Genomic DNA, 13,235 nt, shown 5'->3' with positions numbered 1-13,235 from the left:
CCGGCGGTCGGAACGGAACCGCTCCGCACCGCGCTCACCACCCCGCTCACCACCGCGCCGCCCGGTGTCGTGGTCGTCCCGGCGCGGGGTCCGGTCGCCACGGTCGTCTCGGCGCGGTGTCCGGTCGCCCCGGCCGCCGCCGTAGCCGCCGGCACGACCGGGTCGTTCGTCGGCGCGGCGAGGTCGGTCGCCATCCTGCCCAGTTGGGTTCACGACTCCATCCTCCCTGATGCCGCCCAACCGAAGTACGGCGGGCAGACACAGTTGAGGGCCGCTCCCCGCAGGGAGCGGCCCTCAACTGTAAAGATGTCCGGCGGTGACCTACTCTCCCACACCCTCACGAGTGCAGTACCATCGGCGCTGGAGAGCTTAGCTACCGGGTTCGGAATGTAACCGGGCGTTTCCCCTCCGCCATAACCGCCGTAACCCTAACAACAAACCAAACACAACACGGTGTCCGTTTGCCCAGAATCACACAGTGGACGCGTACATCTTCGAAGTCAAGTCCTCGGCCTATTAGTACCGGTCAACTGAACCAGTTACCTGGCTTACATCTCCGGCCTATCAACCCAGTCATCTACTGGGAGCCTTACCCCACAAAGTGGGTGGGACACCTCATCTTGAAGCGAGCTTCCCGCTTAGATGCTTTCAGCGGTTATCCCTTCCGAACGTAGCCAACCAGCCGTGCCCCTGGCGGGACAACTGGCACACCAGAGGTTCGTCCGTCCCGGTCCTCTCGTACTAGGGACAGCCCTTCTCAAGTATCCTACGCGCGCGGCGGATAGGGACCGAACTGTCTCACGACGTTCTAAACCCAGCTCGCGTACCGCTTTAATGGGCGAACAGCCCAACCCTTGGGACCTGCTACAGCCCCAGGATGCGACGAGCCGACATCGAGGTGCCAAACCATCCCGTCGATATGGACTCTTGGGGAAGATCAGCCTGTTATCCCCGGGGTACCTTTTATCCGTTGAGCGACACCGCTTCCACACGCAAGTGCCGGATCACTAGTCCCGACTTTCGTCCCTGCTCGACCTGTCAGTCTCACAGTCAAGCTCCCTTGTGCACTTACACTCAACACCTGATTGCCAACCAGGATGAGGGAACCTTTGGGCGCCTCCGTTACCCTTTAGGAGGCAACCGCCCCAGTTAAACTACCCACCAGACACTGTCCCTGAACCGGATCACGGTCCGAAGTTAGAAACCCAAATCAACCAGAGTGGTATTTCAACAACGACTCCACCGATACTGGCGTACCAGCTTCACAGTCTCCCACCTATCCTACACAAGCTAATTCGAGTACCAATGTCAAGCTATAGTAAAGGTCCCGGGGTCTTTCCGTCCTGCCGCGCGTAACGAGCATCTTTACTCGTAATGCAATTTCGCCGGGCCTGTGGTTGAGACAGTAGGAAAGTCGTTACGCCATTCGTGCAGGTCGGAACTTACCCGACAAGGAATTTCGCTACCTTAGGATGGTTATAGTTACCACCGCCGTTTACTGGCGCTTAAGTTCTCAGCTTCGCCCCGAAGAGCTAACCGGTCCCCTTAACGTTCCAGCACCGGGCAGGCGTCAGTCCATATACATCGAATTACTTCTTCGCATGGACCTGTGTTTTTAGTAAACAGTCGCTTTCCCCTGGTCTCTGCGGCCATACAACGCTCCACCCGCAAGGGGCTTCACGTCTCCGGCCCCCCTTCTCCCTAAGTTACGGGGGCAATTTGCCGAGTTCCTTAACCACAGTTCGCCCGATCGCCTCGGTATTCTCTACCTGACCACCTGTGTCGGTTTAGGGTACGGGCCGCTAGAAGCTCGCTAGAGGCTTTTCTCGGCAGCATAGGATCACTGACTTCACCTGAATCGGCTCGGCATCACGTCTCAGCCTCACGCACCACGGATTTACCTATGATGCAGCCTACACGCTTACCCCGGCACAACCACCGGCCGGGATCAGCTACCTTCCTGCGTCACCCCATCGCTTGACTACTACCCGCCAGGTTCCCGCGCTCCCTCAGATCAGTCCGAAAACCTCACCAAGTTCGGGCAGTTAGCACAACGAGGTTCATCATGGGCGCTCCTTCGCGGGTACGGGAATATCAACCCGTTGTCCATCGACTACGCCTCTCGGCCTCGCCTTAGGTCCCGACTCACCCAGGGCGGATTAGCCTGGCCCTGGAACCCTTGGTCATCCGGCGGAAGGGTTTCTCACCCTTCTTTCGCTACTCATGCCTGCATTCTCACTCGTGCCGCGTCCACAGCTGGGTCACCCCGCTGCTTCACCCCCGGCACGACGCTCCCCTACCCATCCACACACCTGCACCAACCCCCGAAAGAGTCAGCGAAGTACACGCGTGAATGCCACAGCTTCGGCGGTGTGCTTGAGCCCCGCTACATTGTCGGCGCGGAACCACTTGACCAGTGAGCTATTACGCACTCTTTAAAGGGTGGCTGCTTCTAAGCCAACCTCCTGGTTGTCTAAGCGACCCCACATCCTTTTCCACTTAGCACACGCTTAGGGGCCTTAGCTGGTGATCTGGGCTGTTTCCCTCTCGACTACGAAGCTTATCCCCCGCAGTCTCACTGCCACGCTCTCACTTACCGGCATTCGGAGTTTAGCTGATTTCGGTAAGCTTGTAGGCCCCCTAGACCATCCAGTGCTCTACCTCCGGCAAGAAACACGCAACGCTGCACCTAAATGCATTTCGGGGAGAACCAGCTATCACGGAGTTTGATTGGCCTTTCACCCCTAACCACAGGTCATCCCCCAACTTTTCAACGTTGGTGGGTTCGGCCCTCCACGCGGTCTTACCCGCGCTTCAGCCTGCCCATGGCTAGATCACTCCGCTTCGGGTCTAGAACATGCGACTCAAACGCCCTCTTCAGACTCGCTTTCGCTACGGCTACCCCACACGGGTTAACCTCGCCACATGCCACTAACTCGCAGGCTCATTCTTCAAAAGGCACGCCGTCACCCCTAAAGGCTCCGACGGATTGTAGGCGAACGGTTTCAGGTACTATTTCACTCCCCTCCCGGGGTACTTTTCACCATTCCCTCACGGTACTCGTCCGCTATCGGTCACTAGGAAGTATTTAGGCTTACCAGGTGGTCCTGGCAGATTCACGGCAGATTTCAGGGGTCCGCCGCTACTCGGGAACATCCACAGAAGACCAGAAGTTTTCACCTACCGGACTATCACCGTCTACGGCTGGCTTTTCCACACCATTCAGCTAACAACTGGCTTTATCACTTCTCGACCGAATGTCAGTCCGATCAGCAGAGTCCCACAACCCCGACCACGCAACCCCTGACAGGTATCACACGCAGCCGGTTTAGCCTCATCCGCTTTCGCTCGCCACTACTCACGGAATCACTATTGTTTTCTCTTCCTGCGGGTACTGAGATGTTTCACTTCCCCGCGTTCCCTCCACACACCCTATGAGTTCAGGTGCAGGTGACACCACATGACTGATGCCAGGTTTCCCCATTCGGACACCCTGGGATCACAGCTCGGTTGACAGCTCCCCCAGGCCTATCGCGGCCTCCCACGTCCTTCATCGGCTCCTAGTGCCAAGGCATCCACCGTTCGCCCTTGACAACTTGACCACAAAGATGCTCGCGTCCACTGTGTAATTCTCAACAAACGACCAACCCGCAACCCCCAGCCCCACACCAGCACCACCACACACGATGGCCGGTATGCAAGACCAGGCCGCGCCTGGCACCAGAGACAACAACCCACCACGTGGCCTGTTCCCTCAGGACCCAACAGGATGCCCAACATCCACACCAGCCGCACCAACACCACCCTCCACACCCCCACCCGAAAGCAGAAGCAGTACTAGCAGCATCAGCCGTTGCCGACACGAACTCACCAGTGTCTCCGCCACATGAGCACCCCCACCCCACACTCGGAGGCGGCAGGCTCCCTACCCGACCTTCGCCGGGAGAGCGCTCCTTAGAAAGGAGGTGATCCAGCCGCACCTTCCGGTACGGCTACCTTGTTACGACTTCGTCCCAATCGCCAGCCCCACCTTCGACAGCTCCCTCCCACAAGGGGTTGGGCCACCGGCTTCGGGTGTTGCCGACTTTCGTGACGTGACGGGCGGTGTGTACAAGGCCCGGGAACGTATTCACCGCAGCGTTGCTGATCTGCGATTACTAGCGACTCCGACTTCACGGGGTCGAGTTGCAGACCCCGATCCGAACTGAGACCGGCTTTTTGGGATTCGCTCCACCTCACGGTATCGCAGCCCATTGTACCGGCCATTGTAGCATGCGTGAAGCCCTGGACATAAGGGGCATGATGACTTGACGTCATCCCCACCTTCCTCCGAGTTGACCCCGGCAGTCTTCGATGAGTCCCCGCCATAACGCGCTGGCAACATCGAACAAGGGTTGCGCTCGTTGCGGGACTTAACCCAACATCTCACGACACGAGCTGACGACAGCCATGCACCACCTGTGACCGCCCCCGAAGGACCCCACATCTCTGCAGGTTTTGCGGCCATGTCAAACCCAGGTAAGGTTCTTCGCGTTGCATCGAATTAATCCGCATGCTCCGCCGCTTGTGCGGGCCCCCGTCAATTCCTTTGAGTTTTAGCCTTGCGGCCGTACTCCCCAGGCGGGGCGCTTAATGCGTTAGCTGCGGCACAGAGAACCGGAGAGGCCCCCCACACCTAGCGCCCAACGTTTACAGCGTGGACTACCAGGGTATCTAATCCTGTTCGCTCCCCACGCTTTCGCTCCTCAGCGTCAGTATCGGCCCAGAGACCCGCCTTCGCCACCGGTGTTCCTCCTGATATCTGCGCATTTCACCGCTACACCAGGAATTCCAGTCTCCCCTACCGAACTCTAGCCTGCCCGTATCGACTGCAAGCCCACAGTTGAGCTGTGGGTTTTCACAGTCGACGCGACAAGCCGCCTACGAGCTCTTTACGCCCAATAAATCCGGACAACGCTCGCGCCCTACGTCTTACCGCGGCTGCTGGCACGTAGTTGGCCGGCGCTTCTTCTGCAGGTACCGTCACTTACGCTTCGTCCCTGCTGAAAGAGGTTTACAACCCGAAGGCCGTCATCCCTCACGCGGCGTCGCTGCATCAGGCTTCCGCCCATTGTGCAATATTCCCCACTGCTGCCTCCCGTAGGAGTCTGGGCCGTGTCTCAGTCCCAGTGTGGCCGGTCGCCCTCTCAGGCCGGCTACCCGTCGTCGCCTTGGTAGGCCATCACCCCACCAACAAGCTGATAGGCCGCGAGCCCATCCCAAGCCGAAAAACTTTCCACACACCACCATGCGGCAGCATGTAATATCCGGTATTAGCCCCGGTTTCCCGGGGTTATCCCAAAGCCTGGGGCAGGTTGCTCACGTGTTACTCACCCGTTCGCCGCTCGAGTACCCCGAAGGGCCTTTCCGCTCGACTTGCATGTGTTAAGCACGCCGCCAGCGTTCGTCCTGAGCCAGGATCAAACTCTCCAACAAAAACTTGTGAAGAAATCAAACCCGGCATATAAAATGCCAAGGAATCACCAACCAGAAAACCACCACAAACGCGGCAGTCAACCAGCCGGGAACCAAACAAACTTTGGCACTGGCTTATCAAGCACCCTGTTGAGTTCTCAAAGAACAAACACACACCAGCAGAACCACCCACACCAAGCAGGTAACCCTACCAGGGCCATCCGTCCCACCCGACTTCCGCCGGGCACTTTTACTACCTTACTCCGACTCTTTTGCCCCGTCAACCCGGGTTTTTCCGGATCGTGGTGCTTCGTGCCGGTTTGACCACCTGGCCGAGCGCACGGTGTAACCCGTGTGTCCGTACCCGGTTTTGCAGGCCGGCCGCGACGTTTCCGTCGGCTCGCCCGGTGCCCTGCGGTCATCAACCCTAGCCGGTCGGTCTCGCCGCTCCAAATCGGCCCCGGCGCTGCCGGTGCGACCCTCGCGACCCCGCCCGCCAGCTCCGTTCGGTGCGAACACCCGGACCTGGAGGTTGTCCCACAGTTCCGACCGGTCACCTCGGCTGCGATTGCGGCTCCGGTGTTTCCGTCCGTTCCCCTGCGGGCAGAGAGAAAGTTACGCGCCCGCCCGATCAGTCGTCAAATCGAGCGAGCGCGTCCCACGTCACAACGTCGATCGACGCCTATCTGACCAGCTCAACCCCGGCAAACGTGCGCTTGCCGCGGCGTAGCACCAGGAACCGGCCGTACAGCAGGGCCTCGGCCGCAACCACCGCCTCGACGTCCGACACCCGCTGATTGTTGAGGTAGGCGCCGCCTTCGGCGATCGCCCGGCGTGCCTCGTTCAGACTGCCGACGAGTCCCGACTCCTTCAGCAACGTGGCCACTGCCGGCATCTCGCCGGTCACGGTCAGCAGGCCCGCCTCACGCAACGCGGCGTGCAGTGTCTCCGGAGCCAGTTCGTCCAGTGACCCCCGGCCGAACAGGGCCTGGCTGGCTGCCACCGCCTGGGCAGCCTCCACCGGACCGTGCACCAGGGCGGTGAGCTCCTCAGCCAGCGCGCGCTGGGCGATCCGCGCAGCCGGCCGGGCCGCTGACTCCCGCTCCAGTTCGGCTATCGTCTCGCGATCCTGAAAGCTGAAGTAGCGCAGGAACCGCCCGACGTCGCGGTCGTCGACGTTGACCCAGAACTGGTAGAAGGCATACGGGCTGGTCAGCGCGGCGTCCAACCAGACCGCGCCGCCCTCGGTCTTGCCGAACTTGGTGCCGTCCGACCGGGTGACCAGCGGCGTGGTGAAACCGTGCACCGGGCCGGCTCCACGGCGGCGTACGTAGTCGACCCCTGCGGTGATGTTGCCCCACTGATCGGAGCCGCCGAACTGCAGCAGGCAACCGTGCCGCCGGTGCAGCTCGAAGAAGTCGTTCGCCTGCAGCAGCTGGTAGCTGAACTCGGTAAAGCTGATGCCGCTGTCCAGCCGGGCCCGGACCACCTCACGGGCGAGCATCCGGTTGACCGGAAAGTGCTTGCCCACGTCCCGGAGAAACTCGACGACCGACATCGGCCCGGTCCAGTCCAGGTTGTTGACCGCCCGCGCCGCGACCGGCCCGGTGAACGAGACGAACGGCGCGAGCTGGTCGCGGATCCGGTCGACCCAGCCCGCCACCACCTCGGGCGGATTCAGGTTACGCTCACCCCCCTCCTTCGGGTCCCCGATCTGCCCGGTGGCCCCGCCGACCAGCAGCAGCGGCCGGTGTCCGGCGAGTTGCAGCCGACGGGCGGTGAGCACCTGGACCAGGTGGCCCACATGCAGGCTGGGGGCCGTCGGATCGAAGCCGACGTAGAAGGTGGTCGGGTCGCGCAGCTGCCGACCCAGCTCGGTCACATCCGTGGCATCCTGGATCAGGCCTCGCCAGCGCAGTTCGTCCAGCACGTCGGGCGTACCGGCCGGGTCTTGTTCGTCCGTCACGGCGCGATTGTCCCTCATCGCGGACCAGCACGGACATCCGGTTTCCGACCTGCGGCGCAGGTCGCCCCGAACCCGTGAACCCATCGGGACCTGTCGTTGACCGGGCCAGGCCGGGCGGCCCCGGGCCGGGTCGGGCGGCCCGCCGGGCAGGGCCGCCCGACTCTGCCCGGCGGACCGCCGGACGGGGTGCAATGAGAGTGCCGGCAGGGCTATCGAGCGCCGGCGGAGGGAGCCGACGGTGAACACCATCGAGTCGATGACCGAGCAGCGTGACAGCCGTCACCCGGTCACTGTCGGGCCGACCGAATCGATCCGTCTGCCGGCTGAGCGGCCCGGGCTGACCGTGCGGCACGTCGACGGCGAACGGTACGCGGTGCAGGTCCGTGGCCACCAGATCATGGTCGACCAGCCGGTCAGCGGCGGCGGCTCGGACAGCGCACCAACGCCGGTCGAGTTGTTCGTCGCCGCGCTCGCGTCGTGTGTGGCGTACTACGCCGGCCGCTACCTGATCCGGCACGGCCTGTCCCGGGACGGGCTCGCCGTCGGTGCCCGGTACGTGATGGCGGCCGACCGGCCGGCCCGGGTGGCCGCGGTGCGGATCGAACTGAGCGTTCCGGACGGACTGCCGGCCGGACGCCGGGCGGCGCTGCTGGCCGTCGCCGCGCACTGCACGGTGCACAACACGTTGCTCGACCCGCCCGAGGTGGAGATCGAACTGGCCGCTACCTGACCTGCGGCGAGGACGCCGGATCGGCCGGTGTCGGCGGCGGCACCGGCCGGCTGAGCGGGGTTCACGTGGTCGATCACCACGCCGTGCCCGCAACGGGCGGCTGTGGCAGGGTGGCACCGTGGCGATGACACCCGTGAGCCCGGCGGCGCGTGGCGCCCACCGAGCCGTCCGGCTCGAGGATGCCATCCACGCCCTGTTGGAACGCCGGCTACGGCGACGAGGTTGGGATCTGACGCTCATTCCGTACACCGGCTACGGTGCGCCGGGCTGGGTCCGGGTGATGGCCCGGGTGCTGCTGGGTCGGCCGGATCCCCCACATCGGCGGGCGAAGAAGGTACGGGGCTGGCGCAGTTTCGCCACCCTGCCGGTCAAGGACGCGCCGGTGGTGATCGAAGCCGGCGGCAAGCGGCACGAGGTCCAGGCCGACCGGGGCGGGTTCGTGGACACCGTCGTGCCAGCCGATCTGGAGCCCGGCTGGACATCGGTACGGCTGCACAGCGGTGACTCCGAGCCGGTCGACGCGCCGGTACGTATCGTCGACCCGCAGGTCCGGTTCGGCATCATCTCCGACATCGACGACACGGTCATGGTGACCGCGCTGCCCCGGCCGATGCTGGCGGCGTGGAACACGTTCGTGTTGGACGAGCACGCCCGGGCCTCGGTCGCCGGGATGGCGGTGCTGTACGAACGCCTGGTCACCGCGCATCCCGGTGCGCCGGTGCTCTACCTGTCCACCGGTGCCTGGAACGTCGCGCCGACCCTGAGCCGGTTCCTGTCCCGGCATCTCTACCCGGCCGGCCCGCTGCTGCTGACGGACTGGGGTCCGACCACCGAACGGTGGTTCCGCAGCGGTCGGGAGCACAAGCGCGCCAGCCTGGCCAGGTTGGCGGAGGAGTTCCCGCAGATCCGCTGGCTGCTGGTGGGCGACGACGGGCAGCACGATCCGGAGATCTACGCCGAATTCGCGGCGCAGCACCCGGACAGCTTGGCTGCGGTGGCGATCCGTCGGCTCTCGCCGACCCAGGCGGTCCTGGCCGGCAATCTGCCGGCACCGGCCGGTGAGACCTCCAGGGCTGCCGGGCCGGGTGGCCGGCGGTGGTTGTCCGCGCCCGACGGCGCCGGCCTGGCGCACCTGCTGCGCGAGGCGCGACTGCTGTGACCGGCTGCCGGAGCCGGCGGCTCAGCTGACCAGCGGCTCAGTCTGGGGGCGGGGTGTCCGCCGGTCCGGCTTCGACGACCCGCTGTCGGAGCCGGTCGCGGATCTCCTCTGCGGTGTAGGCCCGACGGCGGCGTTCAGCGCGGACGACGACCGCTCCGGTCGCGGCGACCCCGACGAACGCGGCCAGGCCCATTACCTTCCACCAACGCATCCGCCTAGGGTAGTCGGGTGACCGGCGAACCACTCTCCCTCGACGCGGCGGTCGAGCTGACCCGCACCGGTGACCTGTGGCTGTTCCGCGGGCGCACGATGCCCGACCGGGCGATCCAGATGACCACGAACAGCCCGGTGAACCACGTGGGGATGGCGGTGGTGATCGAGGACCTCCCGCCGCTGCTGTGGCACGCCGAGCTCGGTCGGTCGCTGCCGGACATGTGGTCGGGCAGCCACCACAGAGGGGTGCAGCTGCACGACCTGCGCGACGCGGTCACGGTCTGGGCGCGGCGCTACGGTCAGCGGGCCTGGCTGCGGCAGTTGGAGCCGCCCGCCGACAGCGCGATGGAGGATGCCGTGCTACGGACCGTCGCCCGGTTGGACGGCACCCCGTTCCCGTCCACCGCCGCGCTGGCCTGGCGGTGGCTACGGGGTCGTGCCCCGTCCGTACGGCGGGCGCCGCTGGCCGGCGCGGTACGCGAACGGTTGGCCAGCTGGTTGCCGCCAGTTGGTCGGGGTACGGGTGGCGCCGAAGCAGCCGAGGGGTCGGGTGGCGCCGGACCGTCGGCTGACGGTGCTGCCGGCCGGACGGATCTGGAGAGTGTCTACTGCGCCGAGGTGGTCGCGGTGACCTACGAGGCGATGGGGCTGCTGCCAACAGGCCGGCGAACCAACTGGTACGACCCGGGCCGGTTCTGGAGCGGTGACCGACTCCGGCTGAGCGACGGTGCGCAGCTCGGTGTGGAGATCGCGGTCCGGGTTCCGTCGGCGACCGTCGGACGGCGGGCCGCCGACCCATCGGGATGACCAGCGCCGACGACCGATCTGCAAGCGATCAGCCGGCTGGCGGGTCCGGCCGGGACCGATCCGCCCGGTGGGAACGGCGACTGGCGGTGCCGGTGCTGGTCGCGGCGCTGGCCTCGGTTCCGGCGGTGTTCCTCACCCTCACCGGCGGGGCCCTGGCGACGGTCGGTGAGGTACTGCACTGGGCGAGCGGAGCGGTGCTGGTCGCCGAGACCGCCGTACTGCTGGCCTTCTCCGCCGACCGGCTGGCGTGGTTGCGGCGCAACCGAGGGCTGGTGACCCTGACCCTGATCGTGGTCCCGGTCACCATCCTGGCGTTGGGGCCGCTGCAGGTGTTCCGGTTGATCTACACGGTAGGCACGTTACGGCTGGTCCGGGCCCGGCGGATCGTGCGCGCTGTGCTGGTGCTGCACGGCCGGTTCGGACCGAGCGGGCCGTGGGCGACCGCGTTCGCCCTCGGCGCCGGAGTACTGGTCGCCGCGTTCGTGGCGATCACGTTGGTGGATCCCACGTCCCGCTCCCGGATGCTGTTGCAGGACTGGTTCGGCTGGACCGGCAGCGGTCACGCGGTCGCGGTCTGCCTGGCCGGAGCGATCGTGTTCGGTGCCACCTGGGTGGCGCTGCGCAACCGTCGCCAGTCCGGGCAGAGCGACGACGCGGCGTCGGAGTAGTCCGTGCGCCGTCGGAGTAGTCCGTGCACCGTCGACGCAGGGCGGCCGGCCGCCGCCACTCCCGCGAGGGACAATGGTCGGGTGAGACCGTGGCTGCAGCTGACCAGCACTGACCTGATCGCCCAACTACCGGCGGGTGAGGACCAGCAGGTGCACTTTCCGGAGGCTCTGGTCGAGGCGGTGATCGACGAGTACACCACGCCCGGGCAGGCGGTGCTGGACCCGTTCGCCGGCTATGGCACCACACTGGTGACCGCGGCGCGGATGGGTCGACGGGCGACCGGCGTCGAACTGCTGCCCGACCGGGTCGCGCTGATCCGGCAGCGGCTCGCCGGGGCGGCCGGTGCCGAGATCGTCGACGGTGACGCCCGGAAGTTGATCGGTCTGGTCGACGGGCCGTTCGACCTCTGCCTGACCTCACCGCCCTACATGGACGCGACGGACCATCCGGAGAACCCGCTCAACGCCTACGAGACCCTCGACGGTGACTACACCAGCTATCTCGACGAGATCGGTGACGTGTTCGGTCAGGTCGCCCAGTTGCTGCGGCCGGGCGGCCACGCCGTGGTCAACGTGGCGAACATGCGGGTCGACGGTCGGGTGACCACCCTCGCCTGGGACGTGGGTCGGGTGATCCGCGCCCATCTCACTCTGCTTCAGGAGTCGTTCCTGTGTTGGGACCACCAGCCCGACTGGCTGACCGGCGATTACTGTCTGGTCTTTCAACGGCCGAGCTGAGCGGGCGGTTCTCGGCGTCGGCACGGTCGCCGTCACCCGCACGGTCGCCGTCGTCCCGCGAGGATCGGCGCAGCCGTACACCACTGATGGCGTGGTGGTCGACGGAGGCGACGGTGATGGTCCAGCCGTCGACCCGGACCGACTCGCCCGCGTCGGTGGGAATGTGGCCGAGCCGGGCCAGCACCAGACCTGCCACGGTCGTGTAGTCGCCGTCCGGGCGGCCGGGCAGGTCGACCCCGATGTCCGGCAGGTCGTGCACGGGGAAGGTCCCGGGGACCAGCATGGTGCCGTCCGGCTCGGTGCGTACGGCGCGGATGTCCCGGTCGGTCTCGTCGTAGATCTCGCCGACGATCTCCTCCAGTACGTCCTCCAGGGTGACGATGCCGTCGACGGCACCGCGTTCGTCGACGACCAGCGCGATGTGCTGGCGGTGTGTCTTGAACCGCCGCAACGCGTCGACCACCGGCAGGGACTCGGGCAGCAGCATGGGCGGGCGGGCCACCGCGTCGACCGGCCGGTCATCGGGTACGCCGACCAGGTCGCGCAGGTGGATCACGCCTACGGTGTCGTCCAGCATCCCGTTACGGACCACCGGCGCGCGGGAGTGCCCGGAGGTGGCCAGCACGATCCGGGCCGCCTCGGCAGACGTCCCGCTGTCCAGGGTGAAGACCTCCAGCCGGGGCACCAGCACCGCCCGCAGCCGCCGGTCGGCGATCTCCAGTGCCCCGGAGATGATGGTCTGCTGTTCGGCGGTGAACGCCCGGTGACCGGTTACGATGTCGCGCAGTTCGTCCGGGCTGATCTCGTCGCGGGTCGCCTTCGGGTCGCCGCCGACGAGGCGGACCACGAGGTCGCTGGTGGCGCCGAGCGCCCAGACCGCCGGCCGGGCCAGGCTGGCCATCATGTCGAGGGGCCGGGCCACCGCCAGCGCCCACCGCTCGGCCCGCTGCATGGCCACCCGCTTCGGGGCCAGTTCGCCGAAGACCAGTGTGACGAAGGTCAGCACCAGGGTGATCAGCACGATCGCCACCGGCTCCGCAGCCCGGCCGAGCACGTCCAGCACTGGCACCAACGGCTGGGCCAGCGACACCGCAGCGGTGGCCGAGGCCAGGAACCCGGCCAGGGTGATGCCGATCTGAATGGTGGCAAGGAACCGGTTCGGGTCCTTGGCGAGCTTGGCCAGGACCCGACCCGTCCGGCGGGACCGTTCCAGCCGCTGCAGCTGGCTGTCGCGCAGCGACACCAGGGCGATTTCGCTACCGGCGAAGACCGCGTTCAACACCACCAGGATCCCGACCAGCGCGAGTTGTGTTCCGTACCCCTGCACGTACGCACCTTCCATCGCCGCCGTCGTGACCCGGATTCCGTCGCCGGTGTGCTGCGGCCTGCTTTGCCCACCCGGGCCGAATGCGAATCCTGCCATCCTTTCGGACTTCCGGGCCGGTCGGCCCGCCGGTCACCTGCCATCCGCCGTCGCTGTGCCCGGCCGGCGGGCGAAGA

General features: G+C 65.7%; 8 protein-coding genes and 3 rRNA genes. 5 read left to right on the top strand and 6 right to left on the bottom strand.

The window, feature by feature from the left end; all coding sequences use genetic code 11:
* Positions 1 to 308 precede the first annotated feature (308 nt).
* The 4 genes from rrf to tyrS all read right to left on the bottom strand — a co-directional run bounded on the left by rrf (position 309) and on the right by tyrS (position 7,420).
* A 5S ribosomal RNA gene (gene rrf, locus ACN27J_RS03035) occupies positions 309 to 425 on the bottom strand.
* A gap of 71 nt (positions 426 to 496) precedes the next feature.
* Positions 497 to 3,602 (bottom strand): 23S ribosomal RNA (locus ACN27J_RS03030).
* A 356-nt stretch (positions 3,603 to 3,958) separates the two neighbouring features.
* Positions 3,959 to 5,475, bottom strand: a 16S ribosomal RNA gene (locus ACN27J_RS03025).
* The 16S, 23S and 5S rRNA genes sit together here, the layout of an rRNA operon.
* A gap of 661 nt (positions 5,476 to 6,136) precedes the next feature.
* Positions 6,137 to 7,420: a tyrosine--tRNA ligase gene (gene tyrS / locus ACN27J_RS03020; RefSeq protein WP_421363299.1), complete on the bottom strand. Its 1,284-nt coding sequence runs from the start codon at positions 7,418 to 7,420 to the stop codon at positions 6,137 to 6,139.
* Between the two features lie 238 nt (positions 7,421 to 7,658).
* Between tyrS and ACN27J_RS03015 the strand changes: the two genes are divergently transcribed.
* Both ACN27J_RS03015 and ACN27J_RS03010 read left to right on the top strand, forming a co-directional pair.
* The gene (locus tag ACN27J_RS03015) at positions 7,659 to 8,150 is read left to right on the top strand and encodes an OsmC family protein (protein ID WP_421363295.1); all 492 of its coding nucleotides are present in this window, start codon (positions 7,659 to 7,661) and stop codon (positions 8,148 to 8,150) included.
* 124 nt (positions 8,151 to 8,274) lie between these two features.
* Positions 8,275 to 9,309 carry an App1 family protein gene (locus ACN27J_RS03010; RefSeq protein WP_278174476.1) on the top strand — a complete coding sequence of 345 codons (1,035 nt, stop codon included), beginning with the start codon at positions 8,275 to 8,277 and terminating at the stop codon, positions 9,307 to 9,309.
* A 37-nt stretch (positions 9,310 to 9,346) separates the two neighbouring features.
* On the opposite strand, the gene ACN27J_RS03005 is transcribed toward ACN27J_RS03010, so the two are convergent.
* Positions 9,347 to 9,520 (bottom strand): hypothetical protein, encoded by a 174-nt coding sequence (locus ACN27J_RS03005; protein ID WP_421363292.1) that lies wholly within the window; start codon positions 9,518 to 9,520, stop codon positions 9,347 to 9,349.
* A 17-nt stretch (positions 9,521 to 9,537) separates the two neighbouring features.
* On the opposite strand from ACN27J_RS03005, the gene ACN27J_RS03000 reads away from it, so the two are divergent.
* The 3 genes from ACN27J_RS03000 (at position 9,538) to ACN27J_RS02990 (ending at position 11,735) form a co-directional block, all read left to right on the top strand.
* A complete protein-coding gene (locus ACN27J_RS03000; RefSeq protein WP_421363289.1) occupies positions 9,538 to 10,329 on the top strand; it encodes a hypothetical protein in 792 nt (263 codons plus the stop codon).
* 86 nt (positions 10,330 to 10,415) lie between these two features.
* A complete protein-coding gene (locus ACN27J_RS02995; RefSeq protein ID WP_421363286.1) occupies positions 10,416 to 10,997 on the top strand; it encodes a hypothetical protein in 582 nt (193 codons plus the stop codon).
* Positions 10,998 to 11,078: 81 nt separating this feature from the next.
* Positions 11,079 to 11,735 (top strand): TRM11 family SAM-dependent methyltransferase, encoded by a 657-nt coding sequence (locus ACN27J_RS02990; protein ID WP_278168793.1) that lies wholly within the window; start codon positions 11,079 to 11,081, stop codon positions 11,733 to 11,735.
* On the opposite strand, the gene ACN27J_RS02985 is transcribed toward ACN27J_RS02990, so the two are convergent.
* Positions 11,644 to 13,062, bottom strand: a complete 1,419-nt coding sequence (locus ACN27J_RS02985; protein ID WP_421372086.1) for a hemolysin family protein — start codon at positions 13,060 to 13,062, stop codon at positions 11,644 to 11,646. The two genes, ACN27J_RS02990 and ACN27J_RS02985, sit on opposite strands and share 92 nt — an antisense overlap.
* Positions 13,063 to 13,235: the final 173 nt, after the last annotated feature.

Origin of the sequence: Solwaraspora sp. WMMB762 (assembly GCF_049179115.1) — a bacterium.
Classification (GTDB): domain Bacteria; phylum Actinomycetota; class Actinomycetes; order Mycobacteriales; family Micromonosporaceae; genus Micromonospora_E.
Note: the sequence above shows the minus strand (reverse complement) of the source record. Positions and strands in the feature narration are given on the sequence as shown.